Consider the following 17490-nt stretch of genomic DNA (forward strand, 5'->3'; position numbering starts at 1 on the left):
GCAGGTGGGAGGGCTTTTCGGTTTAGTTGAAGAACGTATGAGCGTCGGCTCGAAACCCGCTGGAGCGAACTGCCTGGTGGTCAGCCGTGGAGGTCTACCAGAACAGCCTTGAGCCGCAACGGATTCCCGGCACGTGAGACGGGCGGTTCGGTCGCGAACGGTTGCCGGACTGTCCACAGTGGTGTTGGGTGGACGCCAACTTCGAGGGCGGGGCCACGAGTGTGAATGTGCTCGAGTACGTGACCGATCGCTGGGATCGGTTGTCTTTGCAGGCGTTCTTGCACGTCAGCGCGGTCGTGCAGTGCACGGTGCTGGCGGCGGTGCTCGGTGTGGCGATCGGCGTCGCGGTGTACCGCAGCCCGGTCGGGTCCGCGCTGGCCACGGCGTTGGCGAGCACGATCCTCACCATTCCGTCGTTCGCGTTGCTGGCGCTGCTGATCCCGGTCTTCGGGCTCGGCGCGGACACGACCGTCGTCGCTCTGGTGCTGTACGCGCTGCTGCCGATCGTGCGGAACACGGTCGTCGGGCTGGCCGGGGTCGACCCGGCGGTGAGCGACGCCGCGAGAGGCATCGGGATGAGCCGCGTCGGTGTGCTCACGCGCGTGGAGCTGAGACTCGCGTGGCCCGCGATCCTGGCCGGGATGAGAGTGGCCACGCAGATGCTGATGGGCATCGCGGTGATCGCGGCCTACGCGAAGGGACCGGGTCTCGGTTCGGAGGTGTTCTCCGGCCTCGCCAACGCGGGCAGCGCGAACGCGATGAACCAGGCCCTCACCGGGACGATCGGCGTGGTGGTGCTGGCCCTGCTGCTCGACGGTGTGTACGTGCTCGTCAACCGACTCACCGTCTCGAGGGGCGTTCGTGGCTGAAGAAGGCATCGAGATCCAGCTGGAGCACGTGACCAAGCGCTACCCCGGGCAGAAGGCGGCCGCGGTCGACGACTTCTCGATGGTCGTGCCCGCCGGGGAGATCGTGGTGTTCGTCGGGCCGTCCGGGTGCGGCAAGACCACGACCATGCGGATGATCAACCGGTTGATCGAGCCGACGTCGGGCACCATCACGATCGGCGGCGAGGACGCGCTGAGGATCGACCCGGACGACCTGCGGCGCCGCGTCGGATACGCGATCCAGCAGGCCGGGCTCTTCCCGCACTTCACCGTCGCGCAGAGCATCGGGATCGTGCCGGGGCTGCTGGGCTGGGACAGGAAGCGGATCGCCGCCCGCGTCGAGGAGATGATGGACCTCGTCGGGCTCGACCCCGGTGAGTTTGCCGGCCGCTACCCGCGCCAGCTCTCCGGCGGTCAGCAGCAACGCGTCGGCGTCGCGCGGGCGCTGGCCGCCGACCCGCCGGTGCTGCTGATGGACGAGCCGTTCGGCGCGGTCGACCCGATCACCCGAGGGCATCTCCAGGACGAGCTGCTGCGGCTGCAGGGCGAGCTGCACAAGACGATCGTGTTCGTCACGCACGACTTCGACGAGGCCGTGAAGCTCGGCGACAAGATCGCGGTGCTCGGCGACCGGTCGACGATCCTGCAGTACGACACCCCGGACGCGATCCTCGCCAACCCGGCGGACGACACGGTGGCCGGGTTCGTGGGCGCCGGTGCGTCGTTGAAGGCGCTGACGCTGACCCGGGTTCGAGACGTGGAGCTCGGCCAGGCGGTGACGGCGCGGTCCGACGCCGATCCGTCCACAGTGGAGCTGGGCGACGAACGGTTCCTGCTGGTGCTCGACCGGCGCGATCGGCCGGTGCGCTGGGTGCAGCGCAACGACCTCAAGCGCGCGTCGTCGCTGGAGAGCGTCGGCCAGCCGGTGCGCGACTCCGTGTCGCTGCAGTCGACGCTGCGGGACGCGCTGGAGGCCATGGTCACCGAGGGCGGCCGTGCGGTCGTCACCGGGAGCCGCGGCGAGTACGTCGGCACGGTCGACCTCGCGACGGTGACCGAGGTCGTCCAACGGCTGCGGGCGACCGCGTGACGGCCGAGCGGATCCGGTTCTGGGCGCAACCCGCCCTGGTGCTGCTGGTCGTCGCCGGGGTGTTCGCGTGGGTCTTCAGCGGTGAGCTGACCGCGACCGAGAAGGGCACGCTGAACGCGTCGTCGTTGCTCGCCGCACTGCGCGACCACCTGGCGATGACGGTCGTGGTGACCGCGATCGTCGTGGTGGTCGCGGTGCCGGCGGGAATCGTCGCGACCAGGCCGTGGGCGCGCTGGCTCGCCCCGGTGTTCCTGGCCGTGGCGAACGTCGGCCAGGCCGCGCCCGCGCTGGGCGTGCTGGTGCTGTGGTTCCTGGTCACCGGCGCGTCGGGCGGGCTCTGGGTGGCCGCGCTGCCGTTGGCGTTCTACTCACTGCTTCCCGTGCTGCGCAACACGATCGTCGGCCTGCAGCAGGTCGATCCGTCCCTTGTGGACGCCGGGCGCGGCATCGGCATGTCGTCGTCGGGGGTGCTGTGGCGGGTGGAGCTGCCGCTCGCGGTCCCGCTGGTCCTCGCCGGTCTGCGCACCTCCCTGGTGCTCGCGGTGGGCACGGCGACGTTCGGGCTGTTCGTCAACGCCGGCGGGTTCGGGCTGCTGATCGACACCGGCTACAAGCTGAACCTGACGAAGGTCCTGGTGACCGGCTCGGTGCTGGCCGCGGCCCTCGCCCTGCTGGTCGACTGGGCGGGCGCGGTGATGGAGCGGTGGTTCGGCCCGAAGGGGGTGCGATGAAACGGCTCGTGCTCGTCCTGGCGCTGCTCCTGTCCGGCTGCGGCCTCGACCTCAACACCGCGCTGCCGTACCAGGTCCTCCCCGGCTCGATCGGGCCGGACGAGTCGCTGAAGGGAGTCGAGATCACCGTGGGGTCCAAGGACTTCACCGAGAACATCCTGCTCGGGTACCTCGCGGAGATGGCGTTGTCGGCGGCCGGAGCGGACATCGTCGACCTGACCGACCTGAAGGGCTCGCAGACCGCGCGACAGGCCCTGCTCACCGGCGAGATCGACGTCGTCTGGGAGTACACCGGCACCGGCTGGATCAACTACCAGGGCAACGAGACGCCGGTACCCGGCGGTGAACAGGCGCAGTACGACGCGACGAAGAAGGCGGACCTGGACCGGTTCGGCGTCGAGTGGCTCGCCTACTCGCCGCTCAACGACCAGTACGCGTTCGCCGTCACCGAGGCCTACGGCAAGCAGCACGGGCTCCGGACCACGTCCGACCTGACCGCGTTCCTCGCCCAGAACCCGGACCAGGCCGTGTTCTGCCTGGAGACCGAGTTCACCAGCCGCCAGGACGGTTTCCCGGCCGCGCAACGGACCTACGGCTTCCCGACCACCGAGGTGAAGAACTTCGGCATCGGCACGATCTACTCCGCCATCGCCGGCGGCACGTGCCCGGTCGGCGAGGTGTTCACCACCGACGGCCGGATCGCCGCGCAGAAGCTGCGGGTGCTGGAGGACGACAAGAAGGCCTTCCCGCAGTACAACGTGGCGCCGACCGTGCGGGCGGAGTTCCTCCGACGCCATCCGCAGGTGCGCGGGCCGTTGGAGACCGTGAGCCGGGCGCTGACCAACGAGCAGATGATCGAGCTGTGCCGTCAGGTGGACGTGGAGGGCAAGGACGCGGGTGTGGTCGCCCGCGACTGGATGGTGTCGAAGGGGTTCATCAGGACGGACTGACGGCCGTTCTGATCATCCACTCCGGACGGCGGCGAGCGCGATCTCGTACAGCCGCCGGAGCTCGTCGAGGTTGCTGCCGTCCTGGGCCAGCCAGGCGGTGGTGGCCGCGTCGAGGCACGCCAGCGCGGTGGCCACGATCGCCTCGCCGCGCAGACCCACTGGAGCGTCGCTCGCGCCGAGGCGTCGTTCGACCTCCGGCGCCAGGACCTGTTGCCAGCGCAGGTGTTTCTCCAGGTGCCCCGCCCGCAGCGACGGGTTCGTCATGCACAGCTTCGTGATCGTGACGCCGCGTTCCGGGTCCACCAGGGTGCTCAGCGCCGAGAACGCGTGGCCGAGCGCGTCCCAGACCGGTTCGTCGTCCGGGCGGGCCTTCAGCGCCTCCAGGATCACCGGGCCCTGCTCGGCGAGGTCACCGAAGACGATGTCCTCCTTCGTGCCGAAGTAGCGGAAGAAGGACCGCCGCGAGATCCCGGCCGCGGCCACCACCTGGTCGACCGTCGTCTCCTCGTACCCCTGCTCCAGGAACAACGCCAGCGCGGCGTCCACGACCTCTTCCTGGACGCGGCGCCGGGTGCGGTCCCAGAGACGTTCTGCCATGCCTCCCAGACTAGTGCCGTGCAGCCTGGTGCCGTGGCGCCAGCTCGGCATCTAGTGCTAACTTGGCACTTGATGCCAAGGAGGAACTGAAGTGACAATCGACTACCGAGGAGCGCGCGTCCTCGTCACCGGTGCCAGTGCCGGGATCGGTGCGCAGTTCGCCCGCGAGCTCGCCCGCAGGGGCGCTGACCTGGTGCTCGTCGCCCGCCGGGCGGACCGGCTGGAGGCGCTCGCCGCCGAGCTGAAGGGCGTCGAGGTCACCGTGCTGCCGTGCGACCTCACCGCGCCGGGAGCCGTCGAGGGCCTCGCCGCGGAACTGCGGAGGCGGGACCTGAAGATCACCGGGTTGGTCAACAACGCGGGCTTCGGCACGTACGGGCCGTTCGCGGAGGAGGACGTCGAGAGGCTGCGGACCGAGATCGCGCTCGACATCTCCGCCGTGGTGGAGCTGTCGAAGACGTTCCTCGACGAGCTGGTCGAGGCCAAGGGCGTGCTGGTCAACGTCGCCAGCCTGGCCGCGTACCACCCGGTGCCGAAGATGGCGGTCTACGGCGCGGCGAAGGCGTTCGTGCTGAGCTTCACCGAGGCGTTGTGGAGCGAGCACCGCAAGGCGGGCCTCAAGGTGCTCGCGCTCTCACCGGGCGCCACCAGCACCGAGTTCTTCGACGTCGCGGGGGAGGAGGCCTCGGCGGGAGCGCGCAGGGTCCCGCCGGAGGTCGTCGTGGAGACGGCGCTGCGGACGCTGGACCGGCGCAACCCGCCGCCGAGCATCGCGGTGGGCAGGGCGAACCGGCTGATGATCTCGATGGGCAGGCTGCTGAACCGGCGTCAGGCGGCGGTGGTGATGGGCGCCGTCACGGCGACGTGATCAGGGGTTCCTGCGGTCGGTGTGGCCCAGCGAACGGTCCGGTGCCACCCGGTCGCGCACCAGCTGCTTGAGCACGGCGAGGTCGGGGAAGCCCTCCTGCTCCTTGCGCGACCACACCGTCTCGCCGTCGAGCCGCACGTCGAACACCCCGCCGGTGCCGGGGATCAGCGCGACCTCGCCCAGTTCGGTCGTGAACGTGGTCAGCAGCTCCTGCGCGGTCCAGCTGGCGCGCAGCAGCCACCGGCACTGGGTGCAGTACTCGATCTCCAGCCGTGGCGTCCTCATGCGTCCGTATGGTGCGCCATGCCCGCACGGGACGCGTCGCTGCCCCAGCTGGCGAGCAGCTGCAGCGCCTCGGCGGACGGGCTGCCGGGCTCCGCGTGGTACGCGGTCAGGAACATGCCCGGCTCGTTGGGCATGCTGAGCGACTCGTACGACAGCGTCATCTCGCCGACGAGCGGGTGCCGCACCACCTTGGTGCCGAAGCTCTTCTGCTTGACCTCGTGGGCGGCCCACAGCTGCCGGAACAGCTCGCTCTTCAACGACAGCTCGCCGACCAGCGCGGCCAGGTCGGGGTCGTTCGAGCAGCAGCTCGCGTCCAGGCGCAGGAACGCGACGATGTCCGCGGCCTTGCTCTCCCAGTTGACGAAGAGGTTCTGGTACTCGGGCCGCAGGAAGATCATCCGCGCCCAGTTGCGGTCGCGGGGCGCCAGCTCGTTCCAGTCCCCGAACAACGCCGTGGCCATCGGGTTCCACGCGAGGATGTCCGAGCACCGGCCGCCGACGTACGCGGGGACGGCGATGCCGTCGAGCAGGTGCCGCAACGCGGGCCGCACCTGCCGGCGTGCACCGGCCTTCTTCTTGGAGGGCTTGCTGCGCGTCAGGTTGTCCAGGTGCGCGCGCTCGGCGTCGTCGAGCCGCAGCGCGCGGGCGATCGAGTCGAGCACCTCGGCGGAGACGTTGCGACCGTTGCCCTGCTCCAGCCGCGTGTAGTACGCGACGGAGACGCCCGCGAGCTGGGCCAGTTCTTCGCGGCGGAGTCCGGGCACGCGGCGGGTCCTGCCGTACTGCGGCAGCCCGACGTCGTCGGGGGACAGCCGTGCCCGGCGGCTGCGCAGGAAGTCGCTCAGCTCGGCGCGCGGGTCGACGGTCATGCACCCGAGTATCCCCGCGGCCAGGACGTCGTGCCTGCTACTGCCAGTAGTACGCACGGCGGACGTACGAAAACCAGTTGTCTGGGTGAGCCCTTCGAACCGGAGCAACCTCGTCACCGACACGACGAGAACGAGGAGAACCCGATGAGCACCGTCGCTGCCTACGCCGCTGCGGCACCCAAGGCACCGCTGGAGCGCACGACGATCGAGCGCCGCGAGGTCGGCCCGCACGACGTCCTGATCGACATCAAGTTCGCCGGCATCTGCCACTCCGACATCCACCAGGTCAACGAGGGCTGGGGTCAGGCGATCTTCCCGATGGTGCCGGGCCACGAGATCGCGGGCGTCGTCGCCGAGGTCGGGTCCGAGGTCACCCGGCACGCGGTCGGCGACCGGGTCGGCGTCGGCTGCATGGTCGACTCGTGCCGCGAGTGCGACAACTGCCTGCGGGGCCTCGAGCAGTACTGCACCGGCGGCAACACGATGACCTACAACGCCACCGACCGCCGTGGCGACGTCACCTACGGCGGCTACTCACAGCAGATCGTCGTCGACGAGAACTTCGTGGTGCGCATCCCCGACGCGCTGCCGTTGGACGTGGCCGCGCCGCTGCTGTGTGCGGGCATCACCGTCTACTCGCCGCTCAAGCACTGGGGTGCCGCGCCTGGCAAGAAGGTCGCCGTGATCGGCCTCGGCGGTCTCGGCCACATGGGCGTCAAGATCGCCGCCGCGCTCGGCGCCGAGGTGACCGTGCTGTCGCAGTCGTTGCGCAAGAAGGACGACGGCCTCAAGCTCGGCGCCTCCGACTACCGCGCCACCAGCGACCCGGCGACGTTCGAGGAGCTGGCGGGCCAGTTCGACGTGATCCTCTCCACGGTGTCCGCGCCGCTGCCGTTCGACGCGTACCTGGGCCTGCTCAAGACCCGCGGCGCGATCGTCAACGTCGGCGCGCCGGAGGAGCCGGTCTCGCTGAACCTGTTCTCGCTGCTCGGCGGCGGCAAGGTGCTCGCGGGGTCGATGATCGGCGGCATCGCGGAGACCCAGGAGATGCTGGACTTCTGCGCCGAGCACGGTCTGGGCGCCGAGATCGAGCTGATCGACGCCGACCAGGTCAACACCGCCTACGAGCGCGTGCAGTCGAGCGACGTGCGGTACCGGTTCGTGATCGACACCGCGACCATCTGACCGGCGTCGCCGTGCCCGCTCATCGGGGCGGGCACGGTGTGTCGGCCTGTGCGTTCGTGAGACCTCCACCACAAAAGCCAGCGCTGACGCCAATGTCAGGTTTCTAGCCTGGCGGCATGCTCCTCACCAGCCATCAGCTCGGGAACCTGACCCTGCCGAACCGCCTCGTCATGGCGCCGATGACCCGGTCGCGGGCCGTCGACGGCAAGCCGACCGCGGAGACGGCCACCTACTACGCGCAGCGTGCCACCGCGGGTCTCATCGTCACCGAGGGCGTGCAACCCAACGAGGTCGGCCAGTCCAACCCGCTCACGCCCGGTGTCCACACCGACGAGCAGGTCGCGGCCTGGCGCGTCGTCACCGACGCCGTGCACGCCAACGGCGGCCGGATCTTCGCCCAGCTCATGCACGGCGGCCGGGTGGGCCACCCCGAGGTCGCCGGGTACCAGCCCGTCGGGCCGTCGGCGGTCGCGACCGGCACGGAGGTGTTCACGCCGACCGGGATGCAGCCGGCGCCGGTGCCCCGCGCGCTGGCGGTGGCCGAGGTCGCCGACCAGGTCGCGGCGTTCGCGGACGCGGCGCGCAAGGCCGTCGAGGCCGGGTTCGACGGCGTGGAGCTGCACGGCGCCAACGGGTACCTGATCCAGCAGTTCCTGTCCTCCAGCGCCAACCAGCGCACCGACGGCTACGGCGGCTCGGTCGCCGGGCGCATCCGGTTCGCCGTCGAGGCGGTCGAGGCCGTGACCGACGCCATCGGGGCGGAGCGCGTCGGCATCCGGCTCTCACCCGGCGGTCAGATCCAGGGCATCGTCGAGGAGGACGTGCCCACGCTCTACGGCGAGCTGCTGAAGGCGTTGCCCGGCATCGCCTACGTCCACCTGCTCGCCACCGTGGACGACGACGTGCTGCTGGACCTGCGCAAGCTGTGGCCGACGTCGTTCATCCTCAACCCCGGCGGTCAGATCAGCCCGGTCGAGAGCACGAGGGAGCAGGGCGAACGCTGGCTCGCCAACGGCGCCGACCTGATCAGCTACGGCCGCGCGTACCTCGCCAACCCCGACCTGGTCGAACGGTTCCGCCTGGGCCTGCCGCTCGCCGAGACCCCCGGCCGGGAGACGTGGTTCGGCGCACCGACCGGCTACGTCGACTACCCCAGCTATCAGCACTGAAGCGCGCGCAGCAGGTGGTCCACGAGCCGTTCGAGGTAGTCGGGCTCGACCTCGGCGCGGCGCACCGACAGGCGCCAGTAGACCGGTGCCGCCACGAGGTCCAGGGCGATCTCGACGTCGAGGTCGGCTGGTAGCTCACCGCGGTCGATCGCCCGTTGCAACGTCACGGCACCAAGCGCGCGCCGTGGTTCGCCAATGGTCGCGGCGATCGCGTCGGACAGCGCCGGGCTGCGCACGGCCTCCGCGGTGAGGTCGGGCAGGATCGTGGCGAACCGGGGGTGCGTGAGCCAGTCGTGCACGGCCGTGACGGTCGCCAGCAGGTCGCCGCGCAACGACCCGGTGTCCTCGACCTCGGCCAGTGGCACGGAGAACTCCGACAGCGCCGCGACCACCATGTCCTGTTTGGACGGCCAGCGCCGGTACAGCGCGCTCTTGCCGACCTCCGCGCGCTTCGCCACCGCCTCCATCGACAGCCGCCCGTAGCCGGTCTGCGCGAGCTCGTCGAGGACGGCCTCGGTGATCGCCTTCGTCACCTGCGGCTGCAGGACGGCGGCGCCGGTCGGGGTGCGCTTGGTCATGGCGCACATCATAGGACTGGACGAGACGGTGCCGTCCCGCCTAACGTTGTGGACGGGACGGGACCGTCTCGTCCATTTCGTTCGGAGGACTTTCCGTGGACCTCATCCCGAGGGCGTTGCAGCTGCTGCTGGACAAGGACATGATCGGTTTCGCCGGGCTGTGGGCCGTCGACGGCGTGGCGGAGTTCCCGTTCGCGCCGCCCGGCTGGCCGTCCCGGCTCGAAGGCCGCGCCGCGGTCGAGGACTACGTGCGCGACTACACCAAGACGTTCGACGTCCGCGCGATCCCGAAGCAGGTCGTGCACCAGAGCACGGACCCGGACGTCGCGGTCGCCGAGTTCGACATCGAGGGCGTCCTGGTCGCGACCGGGGAGCCGTACCGGTACTCGTACATCGTGGTGTTCACCACCCGCGACGGGGAGATCGTGAGCTACCGCGACTACTGGAACCCGATCCACCTGCAGGAGTGGCGGGCATGAGCACGCTCGTCATCGGCGGCACCGGCACGACCGGCGGCCTGCTCGCGTCGCTGCTGCCCGATGCCCGCGTCGCGACCAGGAAACCCGTTCTGCCCGGCCAGGTCCGCTTCGACTGGGACGTGCCGGCGACGTTCGAAGCCGCGCTCGACGGGGTACACGGTGTTTACCTCATCCCTCCGGTGGGGGTCGTCGACCCCGCGCCGGTGGTGGAGTCGTTCCTCTCACGGGCGCGATTCGTGCGGCGAGTGGTACTGCTGAGCTCGTCCGCGGTGCAGGAGAGCGCCACGGGGATGGGCGCTCTCCCCGCACTCGTGCGCGCCGTGCCGGAGTGGGCCGTGCTGCGGCCGTCGTGGTTCATGCAGAACTTCACCGGCGACCACCAGGTGGCCCAGGGTGTGCGCGACGGCGAGATCGTCACGGCCACCGATGACGGCAGGGTCGGGTTCGTCGACGCCGCCGACATCGCCGCGGTGGCGGCCCGCGCGTTGACGGATCCGGTGCCGCACAACACCGACCACCTGATCACGGGTCCGGAGGCGTTGAGCTACGCGGACGCCGCCGCGGTCGTCTCGGAGCTCACCGGCCGGGTCGTCCGGCACCGGTCGGTCCGCGCGGCCGAGCTGACCGACCGGATCGCCGCCGCGGTGCCGAGGGAGTTCGCCGCGCTGCTGGCGGCGCTCGACGAGGACATCCGCGACGGCGCGGAGGACCGGGTCACCACGACCGTCGAGGACGTGACGGGCCGGCCGGCTCGGTCGTTCCGCGCCTTCTACGGCGATTTTCTCAGTCGAACGTCCACCGCGTAGCGCCGCCGGGCTCGACCGTCGAGACGGCGTGGGCCGCGTGCAGGGAGAGCCGGTAGACGTACCAGGGCGGCGGGCCGCCGCTCGGAGCCGTGTAGGGCGCGGTGAACGCCTCGCCCTCGCGTTCGGCCGGCCAGCCCACCGCCCGGTACGCGGCGGCGATCCGGTCCAAAGTGGACTCGTCGGTGACGCGGCCGGCGTCGCCCTCCAGCACGAGGTCCATGCTCCTCAACCGGTACGACACCGTGCAGGCCGGGTTCGCCGCGAGGTTGCGGGACTTGCGGGTGCCCGGCCCGCTCACGAAGACCAGGCCGTCCTCGAACCAGATCGAGCCGATCCCGGTGGAGTGCGGGCGTCCGTCCGGCCCGACCGTGGTGAGGAAGCGCGCCACGGTGGCCGCCTCGGACTCGGTCTCGAGGAGCGTCTTGGCCTGGCTCCACGGCAGCGGAGCGTTGCCGTACTGGTCGAGGTTGCGCGTTTCGATTGTCGTCATGTGAGTACGTCGAACGGGGATCCGCGTTTTCGACACTCAGCCCAGCTCGTCGCACGGAATGCCGAAAGCCCAGTCCTCGGGTTCGTGCTCGAGCCGTGCCTCCTGCGCACCCGCCGCGCACTGCGTGTGCGCGTCGGCGACGCTTTCGTCCCAGGGAACGCCCCTGAGCACCGTCGACGGCTCCTGCAGGTACCAGAAGACGCTCACCACCACGAAGAACCCGACCACGTACCGGCTGCCGGTCACCAGCGCGCGTCCCCCCGTGCGGGCAGGGGTCTGGTCGAGCCCCACGAACATCGCGGTGAACAGGAACAGGCAGGGTGCGACGCTGTAGCGCTGCCCGGCCATCACGATGCCCGGTCGCTGCACCTGCATGACCACGGCCCAGTTCAGCACCAGGCACGTGACGATGACGACCACGCTGAGCACGGCCGCCGACACGATCAACGTCCGGCCGGCGCGGTTCCCGAACCTCAGCCCGGTCACCACCGGCACCAGGGCGACCACCAGAGCCGCGACGATCACGGCGTTGCCCATAGCGGGGTAGAAGTCGGAGAGCTTCTCGGAGCCGGTGAACGCCACCACGGGCACCCGCAGCAGGCTCGCGAGCAGCACCTGCACCGGGTCGGCCTCGTCCTGCGAGTACGCCGTCCTGGTCGACAGCGCCATCGTCACCGTCTGCACGGCGAGGGCAGCGAGGAAGGCGATCGGAACTTCCTTGCGCGGCAACCACATCCGCACCAGCGCCACCGGCAGCAGCACGAGTGTCAGCGGGCTCGACAGAGCTGTCAGGACGACGAACGACGCGACCGGCACGCGCGGAGCGTTGCGCCACAACAAGGCCCAGAACGTGCCGTAGAGCAGGAACCAGTGCAGGTTCGCCATGTTGTTCAACGGCTCGGAGTTGCCGGCGGGCAGCACGATCACCAGCGCTGCCAGCCCGAACCGCATCGGCGTCGACTCGAAGTACGCCTTGGACCCGGCGAACACGACCAGCGCGACCAGCGCCCGCAGTGCCGCGGCGACGAGGGCGAACACGGCGGCGGTCCAGCCGATCGGCAGCACCGCGGCGAGCTCGGCCACCAGGCGCGGCACCGTGTGCAGGTAACCGCCGTACGGCTCGACCAGGTTGTGCAGTGCCGAAAAGCGGCGCGCACTGGCCGTGAACGCGACGCCGTCCTCGGACCACAGGTGGTCGAGTCGCGCCCATCCGGCGGGCATGAGCAGGAGGAACCCCATCGAGCCTGCGAACGCGGCGGTCATGCCGAACCACGCCCGTTCGTGCGGTGGTTCCACGGCCAGCGGGATGAGGCTGTCCACGTGCGTCGCTGATCGACCTGCGGTCGTCATTCGAGCCCTCAAGTCCGATGTGGCACGGGAACCGTACGGGGTCAGCTCAGCAGGCGGTCGTACCGGTTCCACTGCTCCTGCGTCACGACGCTGACCTCGGAGGAGTTGGACTGCGCGACCTCGAGCGACTTGATGACGACCAGCTTGTTGCCGACCAGCAAGCCCGCCAGTCCGTTGGGGCCGAGCACCGCGGGCGCGGACGCCGGCACCCTGACCGCCACCTGGAACGAGTCGACGATCTTCGGCCGCCACCCGATCACCCCGCGGGCGTACTTCGCCGCCGCGGAGCCGCGTTCGAACCGCACGACCTCGCCGTTGACGACGACGTCGGCCGTGCGTTCCGGCGAGGGCACCGAGAACCCGTCGAGCACCTTCGCCTCGTCCGGCGTGGCACATCCGTTGAGGCCGAGCGCGTCGATGCCGAAGTGGCGGATGCCCGTGGGGGCGGCGGAGCCGGTCGCGGTGGCGCGCAGGACGTCGATCCCGACCTTGTCGCACGGACCCCCTGCGTGGATCGGCGCGTGCCCCTCCGGCGTGCGGACCAGGCCGGGCCCCTCCTTCCAGGGACCGGGAATGACCACCGGGTCGAACGGGTGGCGGGTGAACTCCCTGTTCCAGAAGGTGATGGTGGTGCCTTCGTCCGTCGAGTGGGCGATGGCGAACGCCGACGCCGCGTCGATCCACATCCAGTCCGCGCTGAACGCCTCGACGACGGACCGCGTGCGGGCCTCGTTGGTCTTCTGCACGGGCTTGAACCCCTGCGGGCTCAACGTCTCGACACCCCTGGTGAACAGCGGGTCCTTCGACCGCAGCACGTACTGGCCCGCGCCGTTCGTGGCCCCGGCGAACCCGGTCGTGTCCGTGAACAGCAGGTACACCCAGCCGTCGAGGTAGATCGCCGACTGCTGGCCCGCGCCGTAGGTGTTCTCGCGGATGATGTCGCCCGACGACCCGAGGATCGCCTGACCCCCGTTGGCCCGCGTCCAGCTCACGCCGTCCTTGCTGGTCGCGACGCCGACCGAGCTGCCGTTGGCGTGGTCGTCCCTGCTCGCGCCCGTGTAGTACATGAAGTACGTGTCGCCGATCTTGACCAGCGACGGATCGCACGTGTGCATGGCGTCGAAGCTGCCGCCACTGCCCGAGAACACGGGGTGGGCCGTCGTGAACGGCCCGTCGGCACCGGGCCCCTCGCTGTAGAGGATGTCGTCGCCGCTCGGCGCGGCGATCCCCATCTGGCTGCACCACCAGGTGCGGACCTTGCCCTGGTCGAGCATCACGGCGGGCGCGTAGTTGTAGACCGCGTCGCCCACCCCGGCGATCACCGTGCCGGGACTCTGCCTGCCGTTCTCCACCACGAGCTTCAGCTTGTCCCGAGGAGGCGGCGTGTTCGTCGTGACCGTGGGAGCCGGCTGCGTGGCGGGCTTGCCCACCGGGTCGCCGGCCGCTTCGCTGGTGCACGCTGTGACCGCACCGAGGAGTGCGAGCGCAGCGAGTAACGCGAGAGGCAGGCGTCTCAGGGGCACCCGACCATCATAATGATCAACTCGTCCGTCCGGGTGAAGTCACTCCCCGGCTTCGGATTCATTGCGGGTCAATGGTTTCCCGGTACCGGCGGGTGCTCGCGCACGGCACACCGGCGGCGGAACCACGCGAGGAACCGCTCCGGGTCCTGACCCTGCCGGATCGTGGAGGCCGCGCCGGTCAGCGGGAACATCGCGGCGTGCGTGAGGGCTCGTTCGTACTGGTCGGGCCGCACTCGTTCGACCAACGGCCAGCCGTAGCCGGCGAACGCGGCCGCGTCCAGCGCGGGATCGCCGACGCAGGCGAAGTCCCAGTCGAGGATGCCGGTGATCCGGTTGCCGTCCCAGCGGAGGTTCACCGGCGCGAGGTCGCCGTGCACGAACCCGGCGACGTCCGGGAGTTCCGCGAACCGGTGCAGGACCTGGGAAGCCTGGTCGCGTTCGTCGTCGGTGAGCAGCGGGAACACGAGTTCGGTGATCGTCTCCGCCACGTGCGCGCCGCCCGCGTGGCGCAGCGGTTCGTCCAGCAGGGCACGGAGGTGCTCGTCCGGCTCGACGGCGGCCAGCGCGTCCAGGACCTCGCGCACCGAGTCGTCGCTCGCGATCTCCACCTGTTCTCCCACCAGGTACGAGACGACGATGTGCGCCTGCCCGAGCGGCAGGTCCAGCCGGTTCTCGACGACCTCCGGCACGGCGAACGGCAGTCCGAGCCGCCCGATCCGCTCCAGTGCCAGCGCTCGCCTCCGCGCGTCGGCCAGGTCCGCACGGGGAAAGCGCGCCACCCATCGGCTGGGCACCACGACGGCGTCGTTGAACGTCCCGCGCACGAGTCGCGCGCCGGGGGTGCGCATCAGGTCGTCGATCATCAGCTGCCCAGGTAGCGGACGACGGCGAGCACACGGCGGCTCAGTCCCGGTTCGCCGCTCAGGCCGAGCTTGTCGAAGATCGCGTTGATGTGCTTCTCGGTGGAGCTCAGCGAGATGTGCAGGGTGTCGGAGATGCGCGTGTTCGTGAGGCCCTGCGCCATGAGCTCGAGCACGTTCTTCTCCCGGCCGGTCAGGGTTTCGAGCGGGTCGACGTGGGACGTCCTGGTGAGCAGGCGGCGCACGACCTCCGGGTCGAACGCCGCGCCGCCCGCCGCGACGCGGTCCAGTGCCTCCAGGAACTCGTCGACCTGCGCCACCCGGTCCTTGAGCAGGTAGCCGACCTTGCCGCCGGTGGCGGTGATCAGCTCGGTGGCGTAGCGGTTCTCGATGTACTGCGACAGCACGAGCACGCTGACGGACGGCCACCGCTCGCGGATCCGGAGTGCGGCGCGCATGCCGTCGTCCTTGTGGCCCGGTGGCATGCGGACGTCGGTGACCACGATGTCCGGCTGGTGGTCCTCGGTGGCCTTGAGCAGCTCGGGCGCGGTGCCGACGGCCGCGACGACGTCGTGGCCCTCGTCGGCGAGCAGGCGGACGAGGCCCTCGCGCAGCAGCGTCGAGTCCTCGGCGAGGATCACGCGCACGGCATCCTCGCGAAGATCTTGGTGGGACCGCCGGGCGGGCTGGTCACCTCGAAGCTGCCGTCCACCGCTTTCACCCTCCTGGCGAGCCCCGACAACCCACTGCCCGCGGGGTCGGCGCCGCCGACGCCGTCGTCCAGCACGAGCACCACGACCTGGTCGTCCGCCGACCACATCGAGATCCCGACGACCGACCCACCGGCGTGCTTGGCCGCGTTGGTCACGGCCTCGGACACCACGAAGTAGATCACCGACTCCAGCGCCGTCCCCGGCGAGGCGAGCAGCTGGTTGTCGATCTCGACCCGCACGCTCGACCGCTCCGCCAGCACCTCGAGCGCCGCGTCCAGCCCCGCGTCGTCGAGCACGGCCGGGTACACCCGCGTCGCCACCTCCCGCAGCTCGTCGATGGCCTCACCGGCCGTGTCCTGCGCCTGCCGCAACAACGCCTGCAGCTGCCCGTCGCCCTGGGAACGCCGAGCCCTCCCGATCAACATCCCGAGCGCCACGAGCCGCTGCTGGACCCCGTCGTGCAGGTCCCGCTCGATGCGCCGCCGCTCGTCGTCGATGGCCTCGATGACCTCGGCACGGGTGCTGGTCAGCTCCGCCACCCGCTCCCGCAGCACCGCCTGCTGGCTGCGCCCGAGCATGACCGTGGCGAGCCACCGGTCGAGCGCCGCCACCCCGCTGATCCCGGCGAGCGCGACGAAGATCAGCAACACCCCCGGCACCGAGGCCACGAGGATCAGCTGAGTGTCGACGACGTCGCCGTCCTTCACCAGCCCCCACGAGCCGTCGAAGAGCCACGCCGTGATCATCGACAGGGCCGTGACGAAGTACAGCATCAACATCATCACCACCCCGGCCCCCAGCCCGGCCACGAGCCACCGCACCCCGAGGTACCGCCGGCACCGCCACGCCGTCAGCGGATCGGCGACGGCCGCCTCGCCGTACCGCGCGATCCGACGCAGCTCGACCCTGGTCATCCCGACCACGCCGACCCCGAGCACCGCCGCCCCCAACCCGGGCACGGCCGTGAACGTCCCCACCACCACCCCGTAGAGCGTCCGGAACCACCCCCGGACCAAAGCCCCGGCGCTGAGCCGCTCATCCTCCCGCACAACCGCACCGTAACGGCCCCCCAACCCCACGGCATTGCGGTTTCCCGTAATCCAGAACTGCGGTTTCCCTCAACAAAGGGGACGGGTTACCTCATGGTCCTGGTTCTTCCGGGTTTCTAGCTTTGAACTCGTCTTGTTCATCTTCGACGGGGGAAACCAATGCTGGCCGAATGGGCCGTCAACCTGATGGAGTCGCTGGGAGGCGTGGGCGCCGCCGTGGTCGTGGGCCTGGACAACCTCTTCCCACCGATCCCGAGCGAACTGGTCCTGCCCCTGGCGGGCTTCTCCGCGAGCAAGGGCGTCTTCACCCTCCCCGCCGCCTTGTTCTGGACCACCCTGGGCTCAGTCGCAGGCGCCGTGATCGTCTACCTGGCAGGCGCACTCCTGGGCCGCACCAGAACCCGCACCCTGGTAACCAAGATCCCCCTGGTCCGGGTGACCGACTTCGACAAGACCGAGGCCTGGTTCACCCGCCACGGCACCAAGGCCGTGTTCCTGGGCCGCATGATCCCGCTCTTCCGCAGCTTCATCTCATTACCCGCAGGCGTGGAACGCATGAACTTTCCCAAGTTCCTCCTCCTGACCACCGCGGGCAGCCTGATCTGGAACTCCGTCTTCGTAGGCGCCGGCTACACCCTGGGCGAGAACTGGCACCGCGTCGACGCGTACGCGGGCACCTTCCAGAAGCTCGTCCTGGCCGCCGTAGCCATAGCGATCACGCTCTTCGTGGCAACCAGGCTGCGCCAACGACAGAAGGGCGACCCAGAAGCAACCGCGGTCTTACCGCGCATCAAGCGCTGACACGACACCACAAGGCATCAAACGCGATGCCGAAGGCGAGCAGTAACAACCCCCCGCGCACTCGCGACCGCGATGCCGAAGGCGAGCCGTGCAGACCTTGCGCCGATGGGTAGCGGTGCACCCACTCGTGGTGTGGCGATTGGGGCTTGACTTTGGGTGCGAGGTGCTACCCCTTTCGGGATCGGCCGGTTGCGAAGCATCCGGCCTTTT

The 17490-nt window shown here is 70.1% G+C and carries 20 protein-coding genes; 10 read left to right on the top strand and 10 right to left on the bottom strand.

Annotated features, from left to right (window positions below; translation table 11 throughout):
• The first annotated feature begins 221 nt into the window (after window positions 1-221).
• The 4 genes from ACFWV3_RS04870 to ACFWV3_RS04885 are packed head-to-tail and all read left to right on the top strand — an operon-like array spanning window position 222 to window position 3658.
• Complete coding sequence (locus ACFWV3_RS04870) at window positions 222-869, top strand: ABC transporter permease (RefSeq protein WP_382409355.1); 648 nt, start codon at window positions 222-224, stop codon at window positions 867-869.
• Window positions 862-1977 (top strand): ABC transporter ATP-binding protein, encoded by a 1116-nt coding sequence (locus ACFWV3_RS04875; RefSeq protein ID WP_382408341.1) that lies wholly within the window; start codon window positions 862-864, stop codon window positions 1975-1977. The genes ACFWV3_RS04870 and ACFWV3_RS04875 overlap by 8 nt, the downstream gene beginning before the upstream one ends.
• Window positions 1974-2708 (top strand): ABC transporter permease, encoded by a 735-nt coding sequence (locus tag ACFWV3_RS04880; protein WP_382408343.1) that lies wholly within the window; start codon window positions 1974-1976, stop codon window positions 2706-2708. The genes ACFWV3_RS04875 and ACFWV3_RS04880 overlap by 4 nt, the downstream gene beginning before the upstream one ends.
• On the top strand, window positions 2705-3658 hold the full coding sequence (locus ACFWV3_RS04885) for a glycine betaine ABC transporter substrate-binding protein (protein ID WP_382408345.1): 954 nt from the start codon (window positions 2705-2707) through the stop codon (window positions 3656-3658). The genes ACFWV3_RS04880 and ACFWV3_RS04885 overlap by 4 nt, the downstream gene beginning before the upstream one ends.
• 12 nt (window positions 3659-3670) lie before the next feature.
• Here the strand turns inward: ACFWV3_RS04885 and ACFWV3_RS04890 are convergent, their stop codons facing one another.
• On the bottom strand, window positions 3671-4255 hold the full coding sequence (locus ACFWV3_RS04890; protein WP_382408347.1) for a TetR/AcrR family transcriptional regulator: 585 nt from the start codon (window positions 4253-4255) through the stop codon (window positions 3671-3673).
• A gap of 91 nt (window positions 4256-4346) precedes the next feature.
• On the opposite strand from ACFWV3_RS04890, the gene ACFWV3_RS04895 reads away from it, so the two are divergent.
• Window positions 4347-5123: an SDR family NAD(P)-dependent oxidoreductase gene (locus tag ACFWV3_RS04895; RefSeq protein WP_382408349.1), complete on the top strand. Its 777-nt coding sequence runs from the start codon at window positions 4347-4349 to the stop codon at window positions 5121-5123.
• On the opposite strand, the gene ACFWV3_RS04900 is transcribed toward ACFWV3_RS04895, so the two are convergent.
• Window positions 5124-5408 (bottom strand): SelT/SelW/SelH family protein, encoded by a 285-nt coding sequence (locus ACFWV3_RS04900; protein ID WP_382408351.1) that lies wholly within the window; start codon window positions 5406-5408, stop codon window positions 5124-5126.
• Window positions 5405-6277 carry a helix-turn-helix transcriptional regulator gene (locus ACFWV3_RS04905; protein WP_382408353.1) on the bottom strand — a complete coding sequence of 291 codons (873 nt, stop codon included), beginning with the start codon at window positions 6275-6277 and terminating at the stop codon, window positions 5405-5407. The genes ACFWV3_RS04900 and ACFWV3_RS04905 overlap by 4 nt, the downstream gene beginning before the upstream one ends.
• A 144-nt stretch (window positions 6278-6421) precedes the next feature.
• On the opposite strand from ACFWV3_RS04905, the gene ACFWV3_RS04910 reads away from it, so the two are divergent.
• Both ACFWV3_RS04910 and ACFWV3_RS04915 read left to right on the top strand, forming a co-directional pair.
• A complete protein-coding gene (locus ACFWV3_RS04910) occupies window positions 6422-7462 on the top strand; it encodes an NAD(P)-dependent alcohol dehydrogenase (protein ID WP_382408355.1) in 1041 nt (346 codons plus the stop codon).
• Window positions 7463-7578: 116 nt separating this feature from the next.
• Window positions 7579-8631, top strand: coding sequence for an alkene reductase (locus tag ACFWV3_RS04915; protein ID WP_382408357.1), 1053 nt, complete (start codon window positions 7579-7581; stop codon window positions 8629-8631).
• Here ACFWV3_RS04915 and ACFWV3_RS04920 read toward each other — a convergent pair.
• Window positions 8622-9209, bottom strand: coding sequence for a TetR/AcrR family transcriptional regulator (locus ACFWV3_RS04920; RefSeq protein ID WP_382408359.1), 588 nt, complete (start codon window positions 9207-9209; stop codon window positions 8622-8624). The genes ACFWV3_RS04915 and ACFWV3_RS04920 overlap by 10 nt on opposite strands.
• 95 nt (window positions 9210-9304) lie before the next feature.
• On the opposite strand from ACFWV3_RS04920, the gene ACFWV3_RS04925 reads away from it, so the two are divergent.
• Together ACFWV3_RS04925 and ACFWV3_RS04930 are read left to right on the top strand one after the other, a co-directional pair.
• Window positions 9305-9688 (top strand): nuclear transport factor 2 family protein, encoded by a 384-nt coding sequence (locus tag ACFWV3_RS04925; RefSeq protein ID WP_382408361.1) that lies wholly within the window; start codon window positions 9305-9307, stop codon window positions 9686-9688.
• A complete protein-coding gene (locus ACFWV3_RS04930; RefSeq protein ID WP_382408363.1) occupies window positions 9685-10494 on the top strand; it encodes an ergot alkaloid biosynthesis protein in 810 nt (269 codons plus the stop codon). Before ACFWV3_RS04925 ends, ACFWV3_RS04930 begins: the two co-directional genes overlap by 4 nt.
• Here ACFWV3_RS04930 and ACFWV3_RS04935 read toward each other — a convergent pair.
• The 6 genes from ACFWV3_RS04935 to ACFWV3_RS04960 all read right to left on the bottom strand — a co-directional run bounded on the left by ACFWV3_RS04935 (window position 10472) and on the right by ACFWV3_RS04960 (window position 16479).
• Window positions 10472-10984 (bottom strand): pyridoxamine 5'-phosphate oxidase family protein, encoded by a 513-nt coding sequence (locus tag ACFWV3_RS04935; RefSeq protein ID WP_382408365.1) that lies wholly within the window; start codon window positions 10982-10984, stop codon window positions 10472-10474. The genes ACFWV3_RS04930 and ACFWV3_RS04935 overlap by 23 nt on opposite strands.
• A 36-nt stretch (window positions 10985-11020) precedes the next feature.
• Window positions 11021-12304: a hypothetical protein gene (locus ACFWV3_RS04940; RefSeq protein ID WP_382408367.1), complete on the bottom strand. Its 1284-nt coding sequence runs from the start codon at window positions 12302-12304 to the stop codon at window positions 11021-11023.
• A 71-nt stretch (window positions 12305-12375) separates the two neighbouring features.
• Complete coding sequence (locus ACFWV3_RS04945) at window positions 12376-13857, bottom strand: beta-xylosidase (RefSeq protein WP_382408369.1); 1482 nt, start codon at window positions 13855-13857, stop codon at window positions 12376-12378.
• Between the two features lie 68 nt (window positions 13858-13925).
• Window positions 13926-14720, bottom strand: coding sequence for a phosphotransferase (locus tag ACFWV3_RS04950; protein ID WP_382408371.1), 795 nt, complete (start codon window positions 14718-14720; stop codon window positions 13926-13928).
• Window positions 14720-15364 carry a response regulator gene (locus ACFWV3_RS04955; protein WP_382408373.1) on the bottom strand — a complete coding sequence of 215 codons (645 nt, stop codon included), beginning with the start codon at window positions 15362-15364 and terminating at the stop codon, window positions 14720-14722. The genes ACFWV3_RS04950 and ACFWV3_RS04955 overlap by 1 nt, the downstream gene beginning before the upstream one ends.
• Window positions 15355-16479: a sensor histidine kinase gene (locus ACFWV3_RS04960; protein ID WP_382408375.1), complete on the bottom strand. Its 1125-nt coding sequence runs from the start codon at window positions 16477-16479 to the stop codon at window positions 15355-15357. Before ACFWV3_RS04960 ends, ACFWV3_RS04955 begins: the two co-directional genes overlap by 10 nt.
• A gap of 159 nt (window positions 16480-16638) precedes the next feature.
• On the opposite strand from ACFWV3_RS04960, the gene ACFWV3_RS04965 reads away from it, so the two are divergent.
• Entirely contained in the window at window positions 16639-17280 is a 642-nt protein-coding gene (locus ACFWV3_RS04965) for a DedA family protein (protein ID WP_382408377.1), read from the top strand.
• Window positions 17281-17490: the final 210 nt, after the last annotated feature.

The organism is Lentzea sp. NPDC059081, assembly GCF_042738015.1.
Lineage (GTDB): Bacteria > Actinomycetota > Actinomycetes > Mycobacteriales > Pseudonocardiaceae > Lentzea.